The 22,989-nt window shown below is 43.5% G+C and carries 22 protein-coding genes and 2 pseudogenes; 9 read left to right on the top strand and 15 right to left on the bottom strand.

Annotated elements, in window-relative coordinates; all coding sequences use genetic code 11:
- Nucleotides 1-38: 38 nt before the first annotated feature.
- Nucleotides 39-1,343 (bottom strand): NAD(P)/FAD-dependent oxidoreductase, encoded by a 1,305-nt coding sequence (locus tag AAC155_RS19880; protein ID WP_113043850.1) that lies wholly within the window; start codon nucleotides 1,341-1,343, stop codon nucleotides 39-41.
- 108 nt (nucleotides 1,344-1,451) lie between these two features.
- Nucleotides 1,452-2,207 carry a response regulator transcription factor gene (locus tag AAC155_RS19875; RefSeq protein ID WP_113043849.1) on the bottom strand — a complete coding sequence of 252 codons (756 nt, stop codon included), beginning with the start codon at nucleotides 2,205-2,207 and terminating at the stop codon, nucleotides 1,452-1,454.
- 265 nt (nucleotides 2,208-2,472) lie between these two features.
- Between AAC155_RS19875 and uriH the strand changes: the two genes are divergently transcribed.
- Nucleotides 2,473-3,423, top strand: coding sequence for a uridine-preferring nucleoside hydrolase UriH (gene uriH, locus AAC155_RS19870; protein ID WP_113043848.1), 951 nt, complete (start codon nucleotides 2,473-2,475; stop codon nucleotides 3,421-3,423).
- A 57-nt stretch (nucleotides 3,424-3,480) separates the two neighbouring features.
- Here the strand turns inward: uriH and AAC155_RS19865 are convergent, their stop codons facing one another.
- Nucleotides 3,481-4,470, bottom strand: a complete 990-nt coding sequence (locus AAC155_RS19865) for a glycosyltransferase (RefSeq protein ID WP_113043847.1) — start codon at nucleotides 4,468-4,470, stop codon at nucleotides 3,481-3,483.
- A gap of 146 nt (nucleotides 4,471-4,616) precedes the next feature.
- On the opposite strand from AAC155_RS19865, the gene AAC155_RS19860 reads away from it, so the two are divergent.
- Nucleotides 4,617-4,766: a hypothetical protein gene (locus AAC155_RS19860; RefSeq protein ID WP_158536607.1), complete on the top strand. Its 150-nt coding sequence runs from the start codon at nucleotides 4,617-4,619 to the stop codon at nucleotides 4,764-4,766.
- 337 nt (nucleotides 4,767-5,103) lie between these two features.
- On the top strand, nucleotides 5,104-6,300 hold the full coding sequence (locus AAC155_RS19855) for an aspartyl protease family protein (RefSeq protein WP_113043846.1): 1,197 nt from the start codon (nucleotides 5,104-5,106) through the stop codon (nucleotides 6,298-6,300).
- 104 nt (nucleotides 6,301-6,404) lie between these two features.
- Here AAC155_RS19855 and AAC155_RS19850 read toward each other — a convergent pair whose 3' ends face one another.
- Together AAC155_RS19850 and xreR1 (AAC155_RS19845) are read right to left on the bottom strand one after the other, a co-directional pair.
- Nucleotides 6,405-6,995 carry a hypothetical protein gene (locus AAC155_RS19850; RefSeq protein WP_223121453.1) on the bottom strand — a complete coding sequence of 197 codons (591 nt, stop codon included), beginning with the start codon at nucleotides 6,993-6,995 and terminating at the stop codon, nucleotides 6,405-6,407.
- A gap of 154 nt (nucleotides 6,996-7,149) precedes the next feature.
- The gene (xreR1, locus tag AAC155_RS19845) at nucleotides 7,150-7,386 is read right to left on the bottom strand and encodes a cell morphology transcriptional regulator XreR1 (RefSeq protein WP_011148388.1); all 237 of its coding nucleotides are present in this window, start codon (nucleotides 7,384-7,386) and stop codon (nucleotides 7,150-7,152) included.
- Nucleotides 7,387-7,534: 148 nt separating this feature from the next.
- On the opposite strand from xreR1 (AAC155_RS19845), the gene xreR2 reads away from it, so the two are divergent.
- From xreR2 to AAC155_RS19830, 3 genes are all read left to right on the top strand, one after another.
- On the top strand, nucleotides 7,535-7,744 hold the full coding sequence (xreR2, locus tag AAC155_RS19840) for a cell morphology transcriptional regulator XreR2 (RefSeq protein WP_113026268.1): 210 nt from the start codon (nucleotides 7,535-7,537) through the stop codon (nucleotides 7,742-7,744).
- A gap of 210 nt (nucleotides 7,745-7,954) precedes the next feature.
- Nucleotides 7,955-8,173: a type II toxin-antitoxin system antitoxin CcdA gene (ccdA, locus tag AAC155_RS19835; protein ID WP_113026269.1), complete on the top strand. Its 219-nt coding sequence runs from the start codon at nucleotides 7,955-7,957 to the stop codon at nucleotides 8,171-8,173.
- Complete coding sequence (locus tag AAC155_RS19830) at nucleotides 8,174-8,443, top strand: CcdB family protein (RefSeq protein WP_113043844.1); 270 nt, start codon at nucleotides 8,174-8,176, stop codon at nucleotides 8,441-8,443.
- Here AAC155_RS19830 and xreR1 (AAC155_RS19825) read toward each other — a convergent pair.
- The 4 genes and pseudogenes from xreR1 (AAC155_RS19825) to AAC155_RS19810 form a co-directional block, all read right to left on the bottom strand.
- A complete protein-coding gene (xreR1, locus tag AAC155_RS19825) occupies nucleotides 8,440-8,676 on the bottom strand; it encodes a cell morphology transcriptional regulator XreR1 (RefSeq protein ID WP_113026271.1) in 237 nt (78 codons plus the stop codon). The genes AAC155_RS19830 and xreR1 (AAC155_RS19825) overlap by 4 nt on opposite strands.
- A 363-nt stretch (nucleotides 8,677-9,039) precedes the next feature.
- Nucleotides 9,040-9,702 (bottom strand): GntR family transcriptional regulator, encoded by a 663-nt coding sequence (locus AAC155_RS19820; RefSeq protein WP_191214893.1) that lies wholly within the window; start codon nucleotides 9,700-9,702, stop codon nucleotides 9,040-9,042.
- Nucleotides 9,703-9,968: 266 nt separating this feature from the next.
- Nucleotides 9,969-10,304 (bottom strand): annotated as a pseudogene (locus AAC155_RS19815) (Tn3 family transposase); the annotation flags it as partial.
- A gap of 44 nt (nucleotides 10,305-10,348) precedes the next feature.
- Nucleotides 10,349-11,116: an AraC family transcriptional regulator gene (locus tag AAC155_RS19810; protein WP_113043842.1), complete on the bottom strand. Its 768-nt coding sequence runs from the start codon at nucleotides 11,114-11,116 to the stop codon at nucleotides 10,349-10,351.
- Nucleotides 11,117-11,221: 105 nt separating this feature from the next.
- Between AAC155_RS19810 and AAC155_RS19805 the strand changes: the two genes are divergently transcribed.
- Nucleotides 11,222-12,391 (top strand): MFS transporter, encoded by a 1,170-nt coding sequence (locus tag AAC155_RS19805; RefSeq protein ID WP_113043841.1) that lies wholly within the window; start codon nucleotides 11,222-11,224, stop codon nucleotides 12,389-12,391.
- Between the two features lie 4 nt (nucleotides 12,392-12,395).
- Here the strand turns inward: AAC155_RS19805 and AAC155_RS19800 are convergent, their stop codons facing one another.
- The 6 genes from AAC155_RS19800 to AAC155_RS19775 form a co-directional block, all read right to left on the bottom strand.
- A complete protein-coding gene (locus AAC155_RS19800; protein ID WP_113043840.1) occupies nucleotides 12,396-12,827 on the bottom strand; it encodes a hypothetical protein in 432 nt (143 codons plus the stop codon).
- A gap of 83 nt (nucleotides 12,828-12,910) precedes the next feature.
- Nucleotides 12,911-13,636: a tryptophan 2,3-dioxygenase family protein gene (locus AAC155_RS19795; RefSeq protein WP_113043839.1), complete on the bottom strand. Its 726-nt coding sequence runs from the start codon at nucleotides 13,634-13,636 to the stop codon at nucleotides 12,911-12,913.
- Between the two features lie 14 nt (nucleotides 13,637-13,650).
- Nucleotides 13,651-14,445: a cyclase family protein gene (locus tag AAC155_RS19790; protein ID WP_113043838.1), complete on the bottom strand. Its 795-nt coding sequence runs from the start codon at nucleotides 14,443-14,445 to the stop codon at nucleotides 13,651-13,653.
- Entirely contained in the window at nucleotides 14,432-20,164 is a 5,733-nt protein-coding gene (locus AAC155_RS19785; RefSeq protein WP_113043837.1) for a non-ribosomal peptide synthetase, read from the bottom strand. The genes AAC155_RS19790 and AAC155_RS19785 overlap by 14 nt, the downstream gene beginning before the upstream one ends.
- A 78-nt stretch (nucleotides 20,165-20,242) precedes the next feature.
- Entirely contained in the window at nucleotides 20,243-21,172 is a 930-nt protein-coding gene (locus tag AAC155_RS19780; protein WP_113043836.1) for a diiron oxygenase, read from the bottom strand.
- 14 nt (nucleotides 21,173-21,186) lie between these two features.
- Nucleotides 21,187-21,471, bottom strand: a complete 285-nt coding sequence (locus AAC155_RS19775; protein ID WP_113043835.1) for a 2Fe-2S iron-sulfur cluster-binding protein — start codon at nucleotides 21,469-21,471, stop codon at nucleotides 21,187-21,189.
- A gap of 157 nt (nucleotides 21,472-21,628) precedes the next feature.
- On the opposite strand from AAC155_RS19775, the pseudogene AAC155_RS19770 reads away from it, so the two are divergent.
- A pseudogene (locus tag AAC155_RS19770) lies at nucleotides 21,629-21,853 on the top strand (IS5/IS1182 family transposase); the annotation flags it as partial.
- A gap of 121 nt (nucleotides 21,854-21,974) precedes the next feature.
- Nucleotides 21,975-22,859 (top strand): IS982 family transposase, encoded by an 885-nt coding sequence (locus AAC155_RS19765; protein ID WP_113043834.1) that lies wholly within the window; start codon nucleotides 21,975-21,977, stop codon nucleotides 22,857-22,859.
- Nucleotides 22,860-22,989 lie beyond the last annotated feature (130 nt).

The following is a 22,989-nucleotide window of genomic DNA, read 5'->3' as shown; positions in this document are numbered from 1 at the left end:
TTATGAATTGTCCAATGAATACTATTGAGATCAATAAATTAACGGCGACCTTTCCAATACCCTGACGTCTGATGCCAAATTTTTCCCGCTGATACCATCAGATGTCGCAACTTATCTTTGCCAATAATATTCACATGAGGAATTGAACTCATCAGGTCATAACGTTCAGATCCTTCACTCATCCCTTCCGCCAACACTTTACAAACGATATGGCTTGGCGTGACCCCAAAACCTGAATATCCCTGCACATAGAACACATTATTGTGCTGCGGCAAAGAGCCAATCTGTGGGAACAAGTTTGCACTGCAACACAACGGCCCTCCCCATGCCAGTTCAACTTTCACATCTTTCAAATAAGGGAAAACTTTCAGCATCAAGTGGCGGTTCCAGGCTTTCAAATCAGATGGGATATGCTCAATGAAGGGGGTTGCGCTACCGAATAAGAGACGGTTTTCTCTCGTCACACGGAAGTAATCAATAACCGGACGAATATCACTGTATGCACCGCGAATCGGGCTGATTTTCTCAATCAAATCATCCGGCAACACTTCCGTCATTAATTGGAAGGCATAAGTGTTGACCACCTTTTTATAAATATATGGCTCAAGACCACTATTAAGAAAGGCGTTACAGGCCCACAACATTTTATTAGCACGAACCGATCCCATCGCGGTACGAACCGTTACTCTGGGACCATATTCAATATTCAGTACTTGGCTGTTCTCAAAGAGTTTTACGCCAAGGTCTGTCGCCGCTTTTGCCTCACCTAGCAACAGGTTTAGGGAATGGACATGCCCACCCCCCATATGCTTCAACGCGCAAGTATAAACATCAGAACCAATCACCTTTTTCACATCGGAGCCAGTGTAAAGCTCAATCTCTTCATCAGGAGAAACCGCCTTAAAATCTTGCAACCAACTACGTAACGTCTTTTCCTGCCTCTTATTCATGCCAAGATAGCCATAACCACGGCAGAGATCAGCATCAATATTATATTTAGCGATACGATCACGAATGATGCCGGCACCCAGGTTACTGATCTGAAAGATCGTTTCCAACCCTCGCTCACCAATATGGCGTTTGATCACCTCCAAATCATGACCGATACCCGCCATAACCTGACCACCATTACGACCTGTACTGCCATAGCCAAGATGACGGCTTTCCAAGATCGCAATATTAGTGATACCTTTTTCCGCCAGTTCAAGCGCAGTATTAATACCGGAAAATCCACCGCCGATAATCACGACGTCTACATCCAGATCTTCTTGTAATGCAGGAAAACGAAGATCATATTTCTTGGTCGCAGCGTAATAAGTTAATGAATCAAGATGATTGCTCATGTGATAGCCCGATTAGCATCCAACATAATCACCGGATTATCTGTAGCGCAGAGTCACATCACCATGTCCCTTTAGGGATATTTGCAACACAGTTTTAACATTTGTGACTCAGGCAAAATAACGGGTAGGTGGCACCATAAACAGGCTAAAAAGCTCTGCTTGTGATCTGATTTGTAGTTTTTGATAAATATTTTTCCGATGGTTTTTCACCGTCCCCGTACTGATAAAAAGTTTCTCAGCAATCTGTGGTGAGCCTTTACCTTGCAATATCAACTCCACAATCTCACATTCTCTCGGAGTCAAGGAATAACGAGTCTGAGTATCCAGATAAGCCATTTCAGCAGCAGGTGTTTGCTGCGTCATATCATCATGTAATCGCGCTACACTGCGGATAATTTCCAGTGTCGTTTTCAGGTTTTTCCGATGCTGTTTCTGGATGAAAAATGGCTGATTTTCCTTACCAAAAAACAGGCCAAGTTGCCTTTGGGAAGAGAGCTTCAGTAAAACCCCCGTTTCATCCTGCCAACCGGTCTTACGATAAAAATTCAGATAATAATCAGTATGATAAAACCCTGAAGGGACGAGTTCCCGTAAGGTAAATAGATCAGTGTCAGCCCCATCTATCAAGGCTTGATAGAACGGATCTTGCAGATAAGCACCCTGTTGATAAATCTGATTTATTGCATCACTGTTTTTCTTCTCGGTTTTACTCAAACAACGCGGAGAAGAACCTTGTTCAAAGGCATAAACAATGGCGTTATCAAAAATAATAAATTGTTCCAGCCAAGTCAGTAAATTAGGATAAAATTCACTGGTTGCCACCGATTCAATCACTGTTGATAATCTATCTACATGAATATCCATTCAATCCCTCGCAATTATTCATAAATTAATAATAAATCCGAAGCAGATATTGCCCGCCAATTCCATAGCGAAACTATATAAAAATCACACTTAAACTGGATCTACAACTCAATTATCGTTTATGTGTTAATCAAATCACAATTATGAAGCATTTTACTAATTATTTATGAGAGCACCCACTCAGATCTAAGATTTTGTCACGGAATAGACGTTTTAACTGGATTATGCTCATTTTTTATATCACTTTCTCTGGCAAGGAGTAAAAATGACCACCAAAAAAATTATTCTTGATTGCGATCCGGGACACGATGACGCCATTGCGATGTTATTGGCGCATGGTAACCCTCATATTGAGCTATTAGCCGTCACGACGGTTGTCGGGAATCAGACACTGGATAAAGTCACTCACAATGCGCTGGCGATAGCGCATATTGCCGGTATTACCGGCGTACCCTTTGCCGCAGGCTGTCATCGGCCATTAGTTCGCGAGCTCGAAACGGCATCGGATATTCACGGCGAATCTGGTCTGGGTGGCGTGAAGTTGCCTAAACACTCTCGAACTCTAGATCCTCGCCACGCCACTGATCTGATCATTGATACTATTATGTCTCATCCGCCCAAAACGGTGACTTTGGTTCCCGTTGGCAGCTTAACCAATATTGCTCTCGCCGTCCGTAAAGCACCGAAGATCGTTGAACGGGTAAAAGAAGTGGTATTAATGGGTGGTGGATATCACACGGCTAACAGAAGCGCAGTGGCAGAATTCAACATCAAAACCGATCCAGAAGCGGCACATATTGTTTTCAATGAAAAATGGCCACTGACGATGGTCGGTCTGGATCTGACACATCAAGCACGCGCCACATCCGAAATCATCAAAGCAATTTCACGTATCAATACCAAAGCGTCTCGGTTTGTCGTAGAGCTACTGGAGTACTATGGTGAAAGTTATCAGAAGAGACATGGTTTCAACTGCCCTCCAATACATGATCCTTGTGCCGTCGCCTATGTGATCGACCCTACCGTGATGACAACGCAAAAAGTCCCCGTCAATATTGAACTGAATGGTACCTTAACTGTGGGAATGACCGTAGCGGATTTCCGTTATCCACCATCAGAAGATTGCCATACCCAAGTTGCAGTCAAACTCGATCAACAGCGATTCTGGCAATTGATTATTGATGCGTTGAAAAACATCGGCGATACCTGCGATTAAGATGGAAAATAACCACAGGTAAGGAGCGATCGATCATTAAAGCCGTTATTTTCACTATTAAACGGCTTTTAACACCGCCCTAAGTCGCGGATATCGACGAGCCAAACGCCAACGCAATCTAAATCCACGGGCATTTTTCCAGATCATTGACCAAATACCGCGCTCAAACAATTCATGAACGATTTGTTGTTTTATCGTAGAGGATTCTATCTCATTAATCGTATGCAAAATCCCTAGCCCCTCTTTCGCGATCTGCCAATGACACGCCGGCACCTGCTTGACTTGTTGTGGATAACGCTGATTAATCTTATTCAGCATCTCCAAGATTTTCATATAGTGATGTGCTGTTCTTACCTTAATACGATCATCCGCAGGAACATGGGACACCGAAGCGGTGTGAATCAGATAATCATAAAAAGATTCATCAATATATTGCACCCGATTTGCCGTCAACAAGAGTTCTGTTGTCCACGGAATATCCTGATGATGCAACCCCGGTTCAAACTGATAATGATGTTTTGTCAGAAAAGCCCGTTTATAGATATTCAGCCAAGTTACATGCAGGAATTTGCGTGAACTCAGTGCTTGTTGCAACCATTCTGGCCCGCTCAGAACCACGGTAGAAGAGAGGCGCTCGGAAGGAAAAATCTTTCGAGCAGGCCGACCATCATCATAAACATAATGACCGTTGCAAGTAGCAATATCCAAATCATTATTCTGAGCAATCTCTAACAGCCGGTTATACATACCCGGATAAATGACATCATCAATATCAGGGAAAGCCACATAATCACCTCTGGCTTTCGCTAACCCCGTGTTACGGGCAACAGAAACCCCTTGATTCTTCTGAGTGATAATTTCTGTCTTTGGGAATTTTTCGGCATATTGCTCAATAATCTGGCGACTATTATCCGTTGAACCATCATCAACCAAAATTAATTCAAAATCAGTTAGCTTTTGCCGAGATAAATTGACAAAAAACTGCGGTAAAAACCGCTTTCCATTATAAATAGCTACGACAATGCTGAGTTTTAGTGATATAGACATAAAATCAATATATTCCTTTAGCCCAAAGGTGTTATTTTCTTATATTGAGATCATCTGGATATTTATCAGAAAAATAATTTACACATATAAATATAAACCCAATAAATATTTATTACCTTTACATTATACCTAAAAATAAAATATTAATGATTTATACCCTATGGATTTCAAGATGGATCGCGGCGGCAAGGGAGCGAATCCCCGGGAGCATAGATAACGATGTGACCGGGGTGAGTGAGTGCAGCCAACAAAGAGGCAACTTGAAAGATGACGGGTATATAGTGATTTTTATTTAAAATTGTTATCATTGATATACACTATATAATCAAACACATCCAGATAATTTATTAATAGCCGACATTTTCACCAACATTACCGCTGAAATTAATAATAGTTCAACCGCAGTTAAACAATTACTCACTACATTTCACATCAACTAATGTAATGATGTTATTGTTTATCTTTGGTTTTAGCAAAAAGCAGATAATAATATTTGCAATGAAGCTGAGCTGTACTGGTAACGCGTACTATCCTAGGTCATACACAACATTTTATTGCTTCCAGTGCATTATGTTGGGTTTTACCGGACCCCAGATTTTTATCTTCCATCCCCTAGAAAAGGAATCTAATATTATGAAAAAACAGGAAAAGATAGCCACACGGGCAATTATTACCGCCAGCTTGCTGACACTGATAACGGGCTGTAGCCATATGGAAAAAATCCATATGCCAGAAGAAAATAAACCCATCCTTTCTACTAAGCTGGACATCCATCAGCCAACATCGATCATTGTTCCTGTCACTATCTCCGGTAAAAAATATCAATTCTTACTGGATACTGGCGCCAGTTATACCTTCATCGATAATAAGCTGGCAAAAACGCTGACACAAACCACACCAGAATCAAAAATACCGGTTACATTCCATCGTATGCTGTCCGATGGACTGGTTACAACCAGTGAAAAACGCTTACACAAAGCTGACCTAACGTTATGGCAACCCCTGGCGATTACCCTCGGTAACCATACGGTGCCGGGCTCTGATCCCTGGATTGGCATTGACATAAGCCTCTTTAATCAGTCCATTGGTCAGGATCTGGATGGTATTCTCGGCATTGACACTTTTCGTCAGTTAAACTGGGAAATAAATAATCTGAACCACACATTGACAGTATGGCGACATGCGCCTTCAATCCTAAATTATCAACAATGTGAACCTTACAGTGATAGCTACGGTAGATCTCCCGCAATCCAGGTTTCTAATGTCGTTTTTAATATAGATACCGGAGCCGATTACAGCTATGTTTCTCAGGAATTTATTGAATATCTGAAAAAAGAGCACAAAGATAAAATTTCTGAAGGAATCAATGTCAAATACGCGTCCGCTAGTGGGCTTGATAGTAGTAAAGAGTATCTGATTGATGGCTTTTATTTACAGCAACTGCCGGTAGGTCGTCTGAGAATTGGCGAAAATAAAAATGATCTCTACAATCTTGGTATGAATTTCTTCTCACGTTTTGATGATTATCTGTTTATTCCAAATAAAATGCTGCTCTGTTTTAACGCCAAAAACTTTACCCGTTATGACAGTCCATTACTCCGCACGATTGCAATCCGTTATTTTAATAACAAAGTAGAGATATTTTACAACGATCCGAAATATATTGAAAAATTTGGATTAAAGAACGGTGATATTGTCCTGGAAGTTAATGGTCAACAAGCCCTTCCTAAGGATATCACCTATCTTCGTAATCAGTTGTCAGAAACACCATCAGGTAAATTGACAATAAAAATTGAACGAAATAACATCCAGAAAATTATTACCATTTAATAAAGCCATTTATTGGGGGAGATATAGGTTCTCCCTCAATATACCCGTCATCTTTCAAGTTGCCTCTTCGTCGCGATCCATCTTGAAATCCATTGGGTATAAACTTATTCTTCAATTTGGTATTTATTATGTTTATAAGCAAGATACGTTTTAGGTAAATTTTTTTCTTTCAACACCTGCCATATTTCCAGTGCCTGTTTTTTCCCTTTACCTTTATTTTCAGGATCAGCAATGAAATCACTAATAAAATTATTCAAACGAGCGGAAGGGATCTGTGGAAGCCTTCCTTCCTGCTGTTTCAAAGAAGCCAAGTGCTCGACCAAATCACCATAGGTAATTTTGTTATTATTGGCAATTTGCGCTTTACGCCAATGATTTAACCAATACCATTGGCCGGATTTATCCGCTAATGGCCCATATTGGCGGTTCACTTGTTCTAATAAGAAATTTTTAGTTTGCTTGTCACTCACATAATTTATTACCAAACTTTCTAGGGTGAGTAAATCCCGACTAGCACAATCTCTTTTGTTAGGAATAGCAATAGGCAAATCGCCTGAATAGCCAAATAGCCGTGATCGAATATGCAGCTCAAGCTCATTCTTTTTTAAGTGACTTGTTGCAATTCCTAAAGATTTAGCAAACTGCCGAAGTTCAGTTACGTAAAAATAACTATTCTCAAACGCTTCCTGATTCATGCCTTTATGCAATTTACTCACAATAACATTTCCTTAATCGTATTTATCAGTTACCACCAACCCATTTTCTCAACCTTTATCAAGGCTAGCACAGTAATTCATTCCAACAAAAAGATAAGAAAATTTCCAAGAAATAAAGGGGAAAGAGACTATTTTAGCCTTTTGGCTTTGCACTGAAATCAAACAAGTCTGTCAGCTCAATCTGCAAACCACTCGCAATAATATTGATGATTTCAAGCGTAGGATTTCTAACCCCACGCTCAATACCACTGATATACGTCCGGTCAATTCCACATTTATCGGCAAAAGCCTCCTGAGACATGCCAGACGATTGCCTGAAATACCTAACTCTTTGTCCAAAAAGGAATTTTACAGCATTTGGCTTTTTCATCCGATAAGTATCGAATTATGTTACTTATCAGACCACGGACTATGAGTCACTTTTTGCGGTAAGTTATGTTATCATATGTGACTTATAGTCTACTATGTAACGATTTACCTTTTCATATCAAAGTTATCCGTAACGTGGAGGATTAATAATGAAAAATCAGGACTGGCACCCAGCAGACATTATCGCCGAGCTGAAAAAACGGGGAACATCATTAGCAGCCGTTTCAAGGGAAGCAGGGTTAGCATCATCTACCCTTGCTAATACCCTGCAACGCCGCTGGCCCAAAGGTCAACGGCTTATTGCCACGGCTTTGGATCGCGATCCCGCTGAAATATGGCCTTCAAGGTACACAAAGTAAGTGGCTGTAGATAAAAATGGAGCAGTTTATCAATAAGATAAGCTGCTCCGATCTACTTTATACCACTCGGTAAGAATAATGATTACTTGCATTTATCTTTTCCTGTTCGCAATCCATTTCTTCATGCGAACGTAAAAAATCAGGTTGCCTTTTGTTTTCACGAAATACATACTTTTAATATGTACTTAAAGTGTGTTTTTGAGGTGTGCTATGAAGCATAGAGTTAACATAACAGTTGATAAAGAAAATTATCTGATCATGAGTTCAGCCGGTGTAAACATTTCAGGTTTTGTTAATGAAGTCATGACCAGAGAAGCTCAACGAATCAAAGCTGAAAGCTGGAAAGCAGATAATCGCAAAGGAATGGAAGAAGTTGCTCAATTTATTGAACAATATGGTTCATTTGCTGATGAAAACAGGAACTGGTAAATGCAATTTGTTGTTTATCAATACAAACGGAGCGAAAGCAAATACAGTATGTTTGTTGATGTACAAAGTGACATCATTGAAACACCAGGAAGACGTATGGTTATTCCTTTGGTTGAAGCGCATCATTTTTCAAGCAAGGTGAGTCGTCATCTATTTCCTATAGTGCAAATCAGAGATGAAAATTACCGACTTTTAACAACAGAACTTTCAAGTGTCTCAGAAAGCGTAATTGGAGAGAAAATCACTGATGCACGAATTAAAGTCGACTAACTCTTTTTCTCCGCGTCAAAGTCAAACAGATCTTTTAATTCGATCTGCAAACCACTTGCTATGACATTGATAACTTCAAGCGTGGGATTCCTGACGCCACGTTCAATGCCACTGATATAAGTACGATCAAGCCCACATTTATCGGCAAAAGCTTCCTGAGACATACCAGATGCCATTCTGATATATCTAACTCTTTGTCCAAAAAGGGATTTTATAGTGTTAGGTTTTTTCATTCGATAAGTATCGAACGATGTTACTTATCAAACCACGGACTATAAGTCACGTTTTCCTGTAACTCGTGTTACTAATATGACTTACCGCAAAAATACGATGAATTATGTTTTTAATAACCAAGTGATCTGTAATTGGGAGGATTAAAAAGTTCAACATCATGGCACAAAGGGCATATATAGCTTCTCTTATCATTCACTTCCTTGATCCTTATAGACACTACCGCCTTTGTCTGGAGAGGTACCAAACAAACATAACGTTACAAACCAAAATATGAAAAAATTTTAAACATATTAATTAAATTAATTTATTTTATCAATAAACTTGCCAATCTAGTCGCAGATATTATCTTTTCTTAACATTTATTAAGCACGATTTTTGCGCATATAAGCCGCTAATACCGTACGCTCTGACTGCTCCAGATAGCTTTTTAACTCGGAGGCCGCACTTTCTGGTTCACCTTTCTCAAGTAACGCCAAAATATGGGCATTCTGATCAATATAGGGAACATAAAAAAGTTCAGGATCGTTCAGATAACCAAAAGCCAGACGCAATTCCGCAGAAATATGCCCATAGAATGTTATCAACCGTTCACTGTCAGTCAGTTCAACAATAGCTGAATGAAATGCCATATTTGCGGTTCCAACACCAAGCCAGTCCTGAGTATTACGGCACTGTTTAGCCATTTCGATTGCACTGCGCATATGTTCAACCGCAGGATGCAGAGGATAAGATTGCGCTAATGCCTGACATTCAATAAACCGCCGGACCCGGTAAATATCGATAATAGAAGCAATACTCGGTGTGGCGACAAAAACACCACGGTTAGGTTCATATCGCAGTAACCCTTCCTGCGTCAGTACACGAAAAACCTCACGTAATGTATTACGCGATATTTTAAGTTGTTCGCTCAGAGCCGCTTCTGATAGTCGTTGACCGGGTGATAACTCCCCAATAATCAGTTTTTGCCGGATAATATTTGTTACTTTTTCACTTAACGTCTTAGGAGAGGAATTATCTTTTTTCATAATAATTAATTGAAAGAACGGACCAAATGTAGCAAACCTGACCACAAGCTCCCGGTTGCTAAAGATAAGAATGGCAGGCATATTCACACATTCATCTACTGCCAGCAAGCATAGAGATTCCTCCCCACTGACTGTTTTCTACGCCATAATTAGATTTGATTCATTATGGAAGCCAGTGGAGGCCCCCCTCGAAAATGACTAACTATGTAACATTTTGTTTTAATAAATTATCCTGGGGTTATAAACCAGAGCTGACGAAATTCTCGTCACACTAAATCCAGTCCTGCCACAACTTCATCAAGGTCAATAATTTTACCATTACTCTGAAAAGAATAATGACCGTTCAGTAATATATACTGCCAAGCTACCAGCAACATTTGGTCAGCAGTGTCACTGCCTTGGTGTTAATTTATTCAGCAGCTGCAATAAAATGATCGAGTTATGGTGGTAGATGATAACGTTGGCAATCAATTGGCCACACCGTTTCAATATCGGTTCGCCCAGTAAATTCTTTTTTACCATCAACCCGAGTGATAGCCGAGCGTAACTGATAATTACTCAAGGCGATTCTGTGAGCAATGCACATTCCGTTCTAACTGCGGATAACACAGCGTGTCGGATTGATTACCTATGACAAATGGCAAACTTAACCGCGCATTGCCATATATGCCCGTGGAGGATTGCCTGCCATATTTTTAAAAAAGGTGGCGAAAGCGCTATCGCTGGAAAAAGCTAGTTGGCTAGCGACGTCAGATTGGCTGTATCCCTCTGCTAGCAGCTCTATTGCTTTGATTAGCCGCCACTGTTGCCGCCACTGTTGATAGTTCAGCCCAGTTTCACGCAGGAAGATGCGGCTAATGGTTTTTTCCGATGCGCCGATATAACTAGCCAGCTCGTACAGCGGCGGTATTGTGACCATATCGGCTAAATTTCTCAGGCGGCGGTCACTGGGTAGGGGCAGCAGGGTTAATTCGCGTGGAGCCAGTTGTATCTCATCCAGGCATACCGCTAGAATATTAGCGGTAGCACCGTGCTGCCAGTTGGTGTCGAACTCAGCGATGGCAATGCGCTCCAGCACTTCGCGTAGCAGAGGTGAAGCAGTCAGGACTTCTAAGCATTCAGGCAGACTAGGGTAATGGGAGCGATCGAGATACACCGAGCGATAACCTACTACACCGCTAACTTGCACCCGATGCTCCAGCCGCGGTGGAATCCAAGCGATACGACCCGGCGGGAGCATGCAGATGCTCTCATTGAGCGTAATTCGCATACAGCCTCGCTGACTAAACAGTAGTTGCCCCATCCTATGCCAGTGTGGGCCAGAGTCATGCTGAGCTAATTCGGCTGCGATGCCCAATACGCTATTGTCGAATGAATCCGGATCAAAGGCATCCTGAGCGTTAAGCCATGTCATACTCTGTCCGATTATGTAAATTTTTTGTCTTTTATATTGTAACAGACAACAGAGCGAAGGTGGTACCTTGGTGTCCCTATTTTACCTTTAGTCACAGGACTTGCTATGCAACGCAAACTTACCCTCACACTAGCAACATCTATGATGATGTTTCCCCAAGTGGTGGAAACGATCTACAGCCCAGCGCTTACTCATATCGCTGAAGGGTTTCATGTCAGCGCAGAAATGGCCGCGCAAACTTTGTCCTGTTACTTCTTTGCTTTTGCCCTCGGCGTTGTGGTGTGGGGGCGGATGTGTGATGTGATTGGACGGCGCCCTACGATCCTTACCGGACTCGCGTTATATATGTTGGCATCGATCTTAGCGATCTTCTGCGATAGTTTTACCATATTATTGGTGGCGAGGGTATTGGCCGCCTTTGGTGCAGCGGTGGGATCGGTGGGCACCCAGACTGCCATTCGTGATCAGTTCAGCGGCTACGAATTGGCGCGAGTGTTTTCGGTGATGGGGATAGCGATGGCGGTTAGCCCGGCGATCGGCGTGCTGAGCGGTGCGTTACTGACCCATTATTGGGGCTATCAGGGCGTCTTTAGCGGTCTGGCGATATTAGCGGCGGCGTTGCTGGCTTATGCTGCATGGCAACTGCCAGAAACGCGCCCGCAAGAGGTCGTGAAAAGCTTCTTCTTCGGTACTCTGGAGCGTATGACTAAAGATGGTGACATCTGGCACAGTGCGCTGTTGGTCGCTCTATTCAATATCTGCATGTTCAGTTATTACCAATTAGCACCGTTCCGTTTTGAAACACTGGGTCTTCCTGCGCAATGGTTTGGCTATACCGGGCTGGTGTTGGCAGCAGGTGTGGCCCTTGGCGCAGCCATTAACAAGCTTTTGATCACCAAGCACTGGTTATTTACCGCTTTGCTAACACTGGCGTGTGTTCTGCTGCTTTCTGGCGGTATCTTAGTGTTCTTACTGGAAGAAACGGTATGGTTTGTCTTACCAATGATGCTGGTTGTGATGGCATATGGGATTGCTATTCCCAATATTCTGGCGCGTGCCCTGCGGCGCTATAAAGATTGCATGGGAACGGCGGGGGCGATCCTTGGTTTGATGTATTACCTGATGTTAGGGGGCGGTTTGGTTCTGGCAGGGTTGACGCAACGCCTTGGCGTGGTACTGACAATTAGCAGCATTTGTGCACTGATGCTGGCAGGGAGTATCGTACGTAGCGAACGGCAACTCACCTTGCCAAAAGGTGAAAAAAAACGCGCCTGAGTATTTAAACGTTGGTCGGTGCTAAATGGCCGGCCAACAACCGATGGAGTCTTGCTACTACGGAGTTACATTGCTCTTCCAGATACTGCCCACTGTCAAAGCTGTGTTGTTGAAATTCTCTGCTTGCGATCTGGCACCAATCAGATAAATCTTGCTCATAAATCCAGTTATCACGGTCCCCCTGAGAAGCAGCCAACGGTGCCCAATAACAGGTGCTTTGCGGAAACAACAATTGGGAGTAAAGTAACAAATCTGCTCGGCCCAGATACTGTACGGCAAATAGCTCAATATCCTGAGACAGTAGTTTGCCCCAACGTTGAAATACCATGGCACTACCGCCCACATGTGGGAAAGCAATTATCCGCAGTTTTCCCTGACGTTCTGGGGTCAGTTTTTTCAGACAACGCCGTGGTAAAGGGAAGTGTACAGTGTGCATAAGGCTTACCTGCCATTATAATAATGGTGATCTTGAAAAAGGGATCTTGCGATCCCATTGTGCATTGGATTTCGTGTTATGATTCAGTTGATTGCATCCCACAGTTCATCAAATACTGGGTTAAAAAGCGTGGACTTTAGATAGTCTGAGCCCGCAGAACCACCTGAACCTTTACGTTGACCAATCGTGCGTTCAACCAGTTTTACATGTCGATAGCGCCACTCCTGTAACAACGAATCCAGATCCAGCAACTGATTAAGTAATAGTGACTCGCAGGAAGGGCGTTCTAACATACTCTTGATGATATCTTTCTCACTTTGTGCTGGGTCGCCCATCTGCATGAGTTGAACTCGTACAGTCTCCCAGAGCGAAATAGGCCGTACTATTGCTGCCAGCCTTTGCTGGATAACATCATCATCTAAGTATTGCTGAAATTTTTTGCTGTTTGCCTTACCCAGAAGCGCCTCAATACCAGCAAATTGGTAAGACTGAAAACCGCTAGCGGTTCCCAAATAACCGCGAAAACGTTGGAACTCATGAAATTTCAATGTACAAATGACCGTAATCTGGTTTACCACGGTTTGTGCAATGGCATTAACGCGGATCATGACTTCGATGGCTGCTGGTATTTCACCGGCACCAATCAGATCAATTGCTTGATGGATCTCATCGATCAACTGTTTAAACCACAACTCATACGTTTGATGCGTGATAATGAACAGATTTTCATTGCGGTGCTCACTGCAAGGTGAGGCAGGTTGCTGGAGTGCCAACAACTGGTTTAATTGCAGATAACTTGAGTAGTCCATGACGCGTTCTTACCTTATGAAAACGGGAATAGTACCGGCTGGCTGGGAAGGGCATCCCCTGATAGATTCGGTAACTGTATGGAAAGAAAATAGTGGCCGGGTGAAATATGCGATGGAATGTGGATCAATTCCGTCACAGAAGTACACTGGCGTTCAGCAATGGGCGAAGCGGGATCGGTCATCCCCCAAAAACAGCGGTGGTTATCCATCCGCCCACCGTCGTTTAGCCTGTCAATGGACGGAATATCCACCAGTAGGTGCTGCACGCCCAGCTCTGTTATGCGTACCATCGCCTGATGACTAAAGTAGGGGGCACCACCGCCATCAGGGAGCCAAGGGAGTTCATCGGTTGCAATAACTAATGCTTGCAGATAATCTGAAGTCAGCAGAGTCAGTTCATCATCAACAGCTTCTCTGGTGATCACCCAATCATCATCTTCAGCGCTGGCGTTATAGCTATCCTTCATTGCCGAGGCTCGCTGTAACGGCACTCGGATCAGGGTGGCGGCAATAAAAGGGGCAAAGTTGAGGTCGGCTACATTGTGTACATCAGGTAAAATGTGCCCAATGCACTCAGTATGGGTGCCATGACAGTGTGGTACTAGGCTAATACGGGAGGCATTGCATGCCCCCCCAAATTGCACACTGGCTACGGCATTGCCATAGCGGAGTGGCTCATCACTGACCGGCGTGACACCATAAAGGTTTACAGGGTTATCCGCAAAACATAGCCGTATAGAGAGCCGAATTGGCTCTCTGTGATGGATATGGTGCATACGCCCTTGGTAGTGTATTTCAATGCGTTCCATGGGCGGTTTCTCCGGACTTGCTCTGCGCCAACACCGTCAATTCGCGGATCTGGCTGTGTAGAATAAACTCCCTGATCGTTAAGGTGATCCCCATCTCTAGGCGGATCGCGTGCAGCAATTGCGGAATTTGTAATGAGTTACCACCAAGACTGAAGAAACTGTCCGTGACACTGACTTGTGCCAACGCTAGCACCTGTTGCCAAATCTGCTGCATCTTGTGTTCTGCTTCGTTAGCTGGAGGAGTATAATCGTCCTCTGAAGCCGAATAGTTCATTTCTGGTGCAGGTAGCTTGCGTATGTCGATCTTGTTGTTATTAGTTAATGGGAATGTCTGCAATACCACAAAACCGGAAGGGATCATGATATTCGGCAATTTGGCCTTCAATGCTGTACGCACCATTTTTTCATTTAGTGTTGCCCCGGGAGCCAACTGCAGATAACTAACAATCCGGGCATGTTGCCCTTCACCAACAATCAGACTCAACGCCTGTTCAATGGTTCCGATAGCAGACAAACATAAATCTATTTCTGTCAGTTCGATACGGTGACCGCGGATTTTCACCTGATGATCGTTACGGCCGAGATACTCCAACTGTCCCTGTCGGGTAAAGCGAACAATATCGCCAGTGCGGTACAAGTAATGTCTGGTGCCAAGCACTTGACTCTGCGAGAATACCTTGTCAGTCAGCGTCTGGTTGTTCCAATAACCTGGCGAAACACCCGCTCCACCGAGACAAAGTTCGCCGAAAGCGCCACTTGGTATCAGGTTGCCAGTTTCATCCATAACAAAAGCATCCGTCATGTTGATTGGCATACCAATACATGCACTATCACCGTGGTGTGTCAGATCGGCACAGGTAGACCAAATAGTGGTTTCCGTTGGGCCATAAACTTGCAGTACCTGGGTAGCGATACGCCGCAGCTGCGCCAGCAGGGCTGCAGGCATTTTCTCGCCGCCACACAACACCGTCAGCGGACGCTCTGTGGATGGGGAAAGATGGTTAACAATGGTGCTCCATACGGTAGGCGTGGCCTGAATAACACGAGGCTGCTGTTGCTCAATAAGGTGGTACAACTTCACGGGATCCATCGCTGTCTCACGTGGACATAGAACTACATGTGCACCGCTGGCCAATGAACAAAACAGTTCTAGACCAAAGATGTCAAAACTGATGCTGGTCAGACTGAGCACCTTATCTTGGCTCTCCAATGCCAGGCGTTCGACAAAGTCATTAGTGAAGTTATTCAGGTTACCTTGGGTGATCATCACCCCTTTGGGATTCCCGGTCGAACCAGATGTATACATGATATAGGCTAGCAGCTCGTCAGAAAGCGTTGGCAGCGGGTTATCAGTTACAGGGCATGTTGTCAGCGTCTCAAAGTTGAGGGTTTTAATATGACTCAATGCTCGTTCGGGATGACCATCTGTGACCAATATCCGGGTCTGTGCGTTTTCAACCATGTAACTTACGCGATCAGCCGGATAATGAACGTCAATTGGCACATAATGTTTGCCTGCCTTAAGCACGCCAAGTATCAGGGCGGCAACGCGGCAATTTTTCTCCATCATGATGCCAACAGAGAACGCCTGGCTATCAATGGACTGCAACACGTTGGCGATACGTTCAGACACATCCCATAGCTGACCATAATTGTACTGCTGTTGTTCACAACTAACGGCGATATTATGCGGTTGTGTTTGCGCCAGTTTGTGGATTTGTTCAATCAACGAACCGCGTTGGCTTGCTACCGGATTGCTAGCCAGTTGTAACAACCAGCGCTGTTCAGCAGCACAGAGCGGGTTAACGGTAGAAAGGACGGCAGAATTGGGCAGGGTGAGCAGTTGTTCCAAAACCTGTTCATAGTTATCCAGTATCATCTGCATGGTCGCAGGGTAGAAAAGCTCACTGGCGTAATCGAGTTCTATAGTGATGTTTCCCTCAGTCAGATTGAAGTTCCACGTCATATCGAACATTGAGAAACCAGATGCCACAGGAAGCCTCTGTAGCGTACAGCCATACAGGCCCGTTTGGCACACGTCGCCAGCGTTTTGCAAGATCGCCATAATCTGGAATAGTGGGTTTTTATTCGACACCCGTTCATAGTCGATCAGGTGTAGAATGCGGTCAAAAGATAGTTGCTGGTGCTGATAGGCACCGATACAGGTTTCCGCCATTTTGTTGATCAGGTTGGCGATGGTGTCTTGTGGGCACAACATGGTGCGTAATGGAACAGTATTAACGTGGAATCCACTGACCTGTGCCAGATCCAAGTTATCGCGCGCGGCAATAGCGGTGCCGATCACAATATCTTGCTGCTGAGTATATTTGCTCAGTAAATAAGCTAATGCGGCCATAAGCAAGACAAAAGGCGTAGCACCTAATGTTTTAGCCTGTTGTTCCAGTCGTATGGCAATGTCGGCTTGCAGTGGATAGCGTATGCGATCGCCAGCGTGTGTCGGCATCAGCGGGCGAAGCTTATCCAAGGGAAAATCGAGTTCACGACAGCATTCCAGATGCTGTTGCCAATAAGTGATCTCGTTTTGAGTACAAAACTCCGCACTATTGTTGACGATATCGATGGTCTGTATCTGCGGCAATAGAGGTGCATGTTGTACGCCAAGGCACAAATCGTTGTAATGTTGCCACAGATCGTTGAGGATCAGTTGTTCGCTCCAAGCGTCGGTCAAAATGTTGTGTTTCACCCAGATCAGTACATGGTGTTGGTCATGGTAATGCACCAAGCGTAGTGTGACGGGAGGCCGTTGCATAATATTGAAAGGCATCTCACACAGTGATTTCACTAGCTTTTCAAGCGGCATTTTTTGCCCATCTACGCGATGGTCGGCTAGGTTTATTGGAATATGCGGCTGTGCATACTGATAGGATAAGCCGTTCACCTCGGTAAATTGGGTTCGTAAGCTTTCATGTTTTTCATAGACTAAGTTGACCGCATGTTCAAAATTTATGAGGTCTAAATGACCGCGAATTTCCACGGCAATTGGGAGATTGTAGCTACAATCATCGGGGTTAAGCGCACTCAGGTACCACAATAGGTTTTGTTGTGGGTTCAGCAATGCGCGTCGTTCCTCTGTAATTACAATGGAGCGTTCTGCTGCGACGGCCTTGTTCTCAATATATTCAGCCAGTTTACGAATTGTATTGTGCTGAAAAATATCGGCGATATTCAAGCGGCAACAGAGATCACGCGCAGTAAGAGCTACAATTTTGCTCATAGTCAACGAATGAGCACCAAGATTGATAAACTCATGGTTAACATCAGCATGTGAGCACCCAATAGCATTTGCCACAATCCGTTCGAGAATGGTTTCCGTTTCGGTTTCCGGCTGGGCGATACGATGAATTAGATCGTCAAGCGGCCAGTTTTCTAACAGTTGGCGGGCAACTTTACCGTTAATTGTCAGTGGTAGCGAAGATAAGAAAACAAATGAGGTTGGAATAGCTGCGGGATGCAGTAATGTCACCATTGCGTGGCGAAGAGTATCTGACGTTAATTCTGTCGAAGTCGATTGCACGAAGGCGACCAAAATTTTACCTTTATCGACAGATTGCGTTCTGACCACAACACAAACACTTTCTACCTGTGGATGGCTGCGTAGGGCGCTTTCCACCTCACCGATTTCAATACGCACACCACGAATTTTAACCTGATGATCTCTGCGTCCTATGAAAATGATATTACCTTGCTCATCCCACTTGGCGATATCCCCCGTTTTATACATACGCTCTTCATTTGGCATATATGGCAGGCACATAGTGACAAATTTTTCAGCACTCAGCGTGGGCTGGTGCAAATAACCTTGTGCCAAACCGTTACCAGCGATGTATAGCTCACCTTCAAAGCCCACGGGCATTGGATTATGGTATGCATCCAAAATATGACAACGGTAGTTTTTCAATGGTGTACCAATACAGTTCCATACAACTCCAGGACGGTATTCACACAATGAGGTGGCGATAGTAGCCTCTGTGGGTCCGTAGCCATTGCACAAACGTGTGCGATCACTCCACCAGGCAACTACGTCTGATGGGGGGGCATCTCCCATAACGATCATGCTTCGTAAGCCTTGCCAGACATCACGTGGTAAAAGTTCCAGTATGGCCGGAGTAATGGTGACATGCTCAACCTCATGCTGCGCCAAATAATGATGCAGTGCACCAATGTTAGTATGCAGCTCTGCTGAAGCTAAATACAATGTGGCACCACTGACGAGTGCACCATAAACATCCCAACCGAATGCATCGAAACCAAGTGATGCAATAGCCAACACACGGCTGCCTATACCTAGCCGCATAAAATCACGGTGGTTTTGTGCAACGTTACTTAGTCCCTCTCGGGTAATCATAGCGCCTTTCGGTTTGCCAGTCGTGCCAGAGGTGTAACACACATAAGCCAATGAATCTTTATTTGCTGCAGGAAGGTCACTTACAGAAACATGCAGTTCTTGATAATTGATAGCCGATGGTAATATGCAAGGGGCATTACCTGCTTTTAGCGATGAATCTGCCAAAATAAGTGTTGGCTGCACGTCATCTAGGATGTTTTGATTGCGTGTTTTCGGCGCTAGGGGATCAAGCAAAACGTAAGTTTTATTGCTTTTCAGAATACCCAATAAGACAATCAGCAATAGCGCTGATTTTTGCATCGCAACCGCAACCAACGTACCATTATTACTGTCCTGCTCAAGTAGCCAACACGCCATTTGATCTGATGCTTGATTAAGTTCGCCGTAACTATAGTTGCGATTGTCTGCATGCAGCGCGGTGAGTTCTGGATGTATCTTGGCATGGTGATTAAACAGCGTGGTAATATCTTGGGACAAGAGGCTCGGATCATCGGTTTCGTTAAACCCACTCAGACGATATAATTCATCAGGCTGAGTTACGAAAGGGGCACTAATAGGGTCAATGGTCGGCGACACTAATGCATCCAAATAATCCGTAAAATGGCTAAAACGTATATCGTCACCACAAACGGTGAGCTGTGTTCCGTCCTCGTTTGCCACGACACTTATCATTACGCCGGATTTAGCATACTTATGATGTTTAAGTACCCCAGTTTCGTTAAAGAAAAAGTGAGTCAGATACCGATTGTCAGATGTGACCTCCGTTGCCGGGATTATATGAAAATCAGCATTGGGATACCAGATCATATGACTGAGATCGCTCGCGCACATCCCTTGCATCTGGTCACCCAATCGCTGTAATAAGAGGGAAATCAGGCTACGAATACGGGTTGGCGCTTCAGCATAGAATTTTCGTCCGAGGCAATACGGTGTATCTTGAATTATGGGAAGTTCACCACGCGATAGCCCTACAACAATATCAGTAATTTTGTTCCTAATATTCTCAAGGTAGCTCTCCACCGCGCTATGGCTTTCACGAGAAATATGTCCACACAAATAACCGGATCTGCCCGGCGATGTAAAGTACAGAGATAAACGTTCTTGAGCTTGTAGGGTATCAAAGTCTTTAATAATTTCTTTATTTGAGGCTATGATTATCAGATATTCTGATTGCTTTTCAAGTAATTGTATTACGGATGCCTGATTTTCTGTTGTGATAATTAAATTTAATTTTTTTTCAGATTTGTTTATTGAGTCAAGTATAATGACTTTATGACCATACTCACGGATTTCTTCGGTAATTATTTTTCCACTAGCGCTATCGCCAATATATCCAATATTCAGCAATTCCATCCCTACTTCCTATGAACAATAAATTCCCTTGGGAGCATAAAAATGACCCTCAGCATTAATTCAATTTATGCGTTAAGATTACGCGTGTGTTGCTTTAGCTATTGGTAGTTCGGCAAGGATACCTGATTTTTCCAATGCCAATAACATTTGTTCTGTGACGATATTATTTGTTTCCCAAGGTTTGGCTGTGGTTTCAGGATAGGTATCGTTAATAACTGCGGCAATGACTGCTTCTTCCATATTTAAATGTCGCAAAATTTGCGTACCAAAATCCTTAGCGATGACATCTGTCGTATAGCTTTCAATAAATGTTATAATTGGCGTTTTCATCGCTTGTTTCATTTTCGAGTCACTGTGACACCAGATATGGCCTAGAACCTGTTGAAAGAATCGTGCATGACGGCCCTCATCGGCAACATGATCTTTCATCACCAAATAGAATGACGGGAAAATATCTTCATTATTGATAACATCGATCAGGTCGGTCGTTAGCGCTTGTTCAGAAAGAGACACGCATACCAGCCGCAGCAATTCACGTAGCTGATCGCTTGATTGTTCAAGCGCCATCGCAAGCGCGTATGAAGCTTCCGTATCTTTGGGCATAGGCAGAGGGACAACGCCTGTCATCTGTTCGACTTGGTTAATCAGATCCAGAGCGACAAGTGCGTGATATGACTCATCCACTACTACAGTTAGAGCATCTAGACGCATCTCGGTGGGGAAATAAACACCGACAACATTTTTGTAAAGCTTGTAACTGGAATCGTTAATAATATCCAGTTCAATGTTAGCTATGCCACTCAAGTAGTGATAAAGCATTTGTACTTGGATATATCGCAGCGCTTCATCACCTAATATGTCGACTTGCGGGTGCGTACACAGAGGAAGACGTTCAAGAGGAAAGAAAAGGGTAGAATGATGGTCTTGTTCGTTAAGTAATCGGCGAGGACGGGAACGGACAATAGCAGAGCGATCCCATTTCTTTAATGTAGTTTCAATAAGACTCATAGAATAGTCCTTACTCAATAAAGTTCGATTTCGATATCTGATTCTGAATAGGCACAGCAAGCCAGAATTATATTTTCTTCTAGTTCATCTTCGCTTAATGCGCTCTGTTTCCCATGACGCACCTGACCTTTTATTAACATCATTTTGCAACAGCCGCATTTTCCTGCTCGACATAAACTGGGAATATCGATGTTGTATTTATCAAAATTTTCTAGTAACGAGGTTTCCGGGCAAAAGTTACCGACATCCGCGCCATCAAGAATAACTCGATGACCATCGGGCTTTGCTTTAAAAGACATGTTTACTATCTTCCTTATAATGGATTGAGAGTTTTTATGATTTCCTTTTACAGCGGTGATTATATTAAATATTTTTATCTACCTAAACTCGAAACACACAGTAGCTTTGGTATCATTCATTGTCAATATAACTTGTTAAAAATATTAACATTTAATTCCGGTTTGTTACCTGACGGAAATGTCTGGCATTATCCCCATCATGGGTTATCGTTGGCCGAATACCTTTCAGAAGAAACATTTTACCTATGACAAGTTGCAGAATTGTTATGTCTGCCCGCAGGGAGAAAAACGGATTTATACCACAACCGACCGTCAGAGATGCTGGCATTATCAGGCCCCGGCGGCTATCTGCACGCACGCGAAAGGTGGAAAAACGATAACCCTCCCTATCCACTGTTTTCAGCGCCATAATTAACCTGAGGTTTGCTTAAGAAGGGAACTAAGTGCCTGAGACACGATCAAAGTTTTTGTCAAAGAAAACAAAATCGTGGAGATCCTCAGGCATGGTTAATTTAGAAGAACTTTACTGCTGCGTCGATGACTTTTGCCAAAAATTTATTCCTCTCTGGCATCAACAGTTAATTGAAAATGGCTTGCTCAAACGTCGCCGCGAAGCTTCCCTTTCTCTCAGTGAAGTCATGACGATCCTCATTTTATTCCACATGAGCCATTATCGTGATTTTAAAACGTTTTATATTCAGCATGTTAAACACTATCTTCAGGCCGATTTTCCCAAATTGGTCAGCTACACCCGGATGTTAACCTTGAAGCAAAGGGCGCTCATTCCCCTCTGTGCTTTTCTTTCGTCACGCAAGGCTGAAACCCAGGGGATCGCTTTTATTGATTCAACCAAAATTGCCGTTTGCCACAATCTCCGTATTCCCCGTCATCGCGTATTTCAGGGCGTCGCACAGCGAGGGAAAACCAGTATCTGCTGGTTTTATGGCTTTAAACTTCATCGGGTTATCAATGATTGTGGTGAACTTCTGGCAGTGAAGTTGACCTCAGGAAATAAGGATGATCGCCATCCCGTCAAAGCGCTGGTACAAGGATTAACCGGATGTTTATATGGCGATAAAGGGTATTTGTCGCAGGCTTTGTGCGATGAACTGGAAGCAGAAGGAATAACGTTAATCACTCATGTCCGTAGTAACATGAAGGCAAAAGCGTTATCTCTCTGGGATAAACTGATGCTAAGAAGGAGATTTTTGATAGAAACGGTCGTGGATCAGCTTAAAAATATTTCGCAGATAGCGCATTCAAGACACCGCAGTCAGCTCGGTTTTTTATTGGAAATCGTCGCTGGCCTAATTGCTTATACATTCCAACCTAAAAAACCGAGCTTGAATTTACGGGATTGTGATATCGCTATTTTTAAACGAAGCTGAGGTTAATTAAACTTGCCTCATGATGGTGCATTCAGCGCACCACCATAGAGCATCACTATTGTAAAAAGTGATCTACGTTTTATTTTTATGACTAAAAAATAATTTCATTTGCCTATTCTTTCGCCTCACT

It is taken from the genome of Photorhabdus sp. HUG-39 (assembly GCF_963878365.1).
GTDB lineage: Bacteria > Pseudomonadota > Gammaproteobacteria > Enterobacterales > Enterobacteriaceae > Photorhabdus > Photorhabdus kayaii.
Note: the sequence above shows the minus strand (reverse complement) of the source record. Positions and strands in the feature narration are given on the sequence as shown.

What these genes read in the sequence shown, in the direction of transcription:
- AAC155_RS19765 (WP_113043834.1), top strand. Translation starts at nt 21,975, where the DNA reads ATGGTTAATTTAGAAGAACTTTACTGCTGCGTCGATGACTTTTGCCAA.
- ccdA (WP_113026269.1), top strand. Translation starts at nt 7,955, where the DNA reads ATGAAGCATAGAGTTAACATAACAGTTGATAAAGAAAATTATCTGATC.
- xreR1 (WP_011148388.1), bottom strand. Translation starts at nt 7,386, where the DNA reads ATGAAAAAGCCAAATGCTGTAAAATTCCTTTTTGGACAAAGAGTTAGG.
- AAC155_RS19880 (WP_113043850.1), bottom strand. Translation starts at nt 1,343, where the DNA reads ATGAGCAATCATCTTGATTCATTAACTTATTACGCTGCGACCAAGAAA.
- xreR1 (WP_113026271.1), bottom strand. Translation starts at nt 8,676, where the DNA reads ATGAAAAAACCTAACACTATAAAATCCCTTTTTGGACAAAGAGTTAGA.
- AAC155_RS19800 (WP_113043840.1), bottom strand. Translation starts at nt 12,827, where the DNA reads ATGCACACTGTACACTTCCCTTTACCACGGCGTTGTCTGAAAAAACTG.
- AAC155_RS19830 (WP_113043844.1), top strand. Translation starts at nt 8,174, where the DNA reads ATGCAATTTGTTGTTTATCAATACAAACGGAGCGAAAGCAAATACAGT.
- xreR2 (WP_113026268.1), top strand. Translation starts at nt 7,535, where the DNA reads ATGAAAAATCAGGACTGGCACCCAGCAGACATTATCGCCGAGCTGAAA.
- AAC155_RS19795 (WP_113043839.1), bottom strand. Translation starts at nt 13,636, where the DNA reads ATGGACTACTCAAGTTATCTGCAATTAAACCAGTTGTTGGCACTCCAG.
- AAC155_RS19855 (WP_113043846.1), top strand. Translation starts at nt 5,104, where the DNA reads ATGAAAAAACAGGAAAAGATAGCCACACGGGCAATTATTACCGCCAGC.
- AAC155_RS19790 (WP_113043838.1), bottom strand. Translation starts at nt 14,445, where the DNA reads ATGGAACGCATTGAAATACACTACCAAGGGCGTATGCACCATATCCAT.
- AAC155_RS19820 (WP_191214893.1), bottom strand. Translation starts at nt 9,702, where the DNA reads ATGAAAAAAGATAATTCCTCTCCTAAGACGTTAAGTGAAAAAGTAACA.
- AAC155_RS19850 (WP_223121453.1), bottom strand. Translation starts at nt 6,995, where the DNA reads ATGAATCAGGAAGCGTTTGAGAATAGTTATTTTTACGTAACTGAACTT.
- AAC155_RS19860 (WP_158536607.1), top strand. Translation starts at nt 4,617, where the DNA reads ATGATTTATACCCTATGGATTTCAAGATGGATCGCGGCGGCAAGGGAG.
- AAC155_RS19810 (WP_113043842.1), bottom strand. Translation starts at nt 11,116, where the DNA reads ATGACATGGCTTAACGCTCAGGATGCCTTTGATCCGGATTCATTCGAC.
- AAC155_RS19780 (WP_113043836.1), bottom strand. Translation starts at nt 21,172, where the DNA reads ATGAGTCTTATTGAAACTACATTAAAGAAATGGGATCGCTCTGCTATT.
- AAC155_RS19865 (WP_113043847.1), bottom strand. Translation starts at nt 4,470, where the DNA reads ATGTCTATATCACTAAAACTCAGCATTGTCGTAGCTATTTATAATGGA.
- uriH (WP_113043848.1), top strand. Translation starts at nt 2,473, where the DNA reads ATGACCACCAAAAAAATTATTCTTGATTGCGATCCGGGACACGATGAC.
- AAC155_RS19875 (WP_113043849.1), bottom strand. Translation starts at nt 2,207, where the DNA reads ATGGATATTCATGTAGATAGATTATCAACAGTGATTGAATCGGTGGCA.
- AAC155_RS19775 (WP_113043835.1), bottom strand. Translation starts at nt 21,471, where the DNA reads ATGTCTTTTAAAGCAAAGCCCGATGGTCATCGAGTTATTCTTGATGGC.
- AAC155_RS19785 (WP_113043837.1), bottom strand. Translation starts at nt 20,164, where the DNA reads ATGGAATTGCTGAATATTGGATATATTGGCGATAGCGCTAGTGGAAAA.
- AAC155_RS19805 (WP_113043841.1), top strand. Translation starts at nt 11,222, where the DNA reads ATGCAACGCAAACTTACCCTCACACTAGCAACATCTATGATGATGTTT.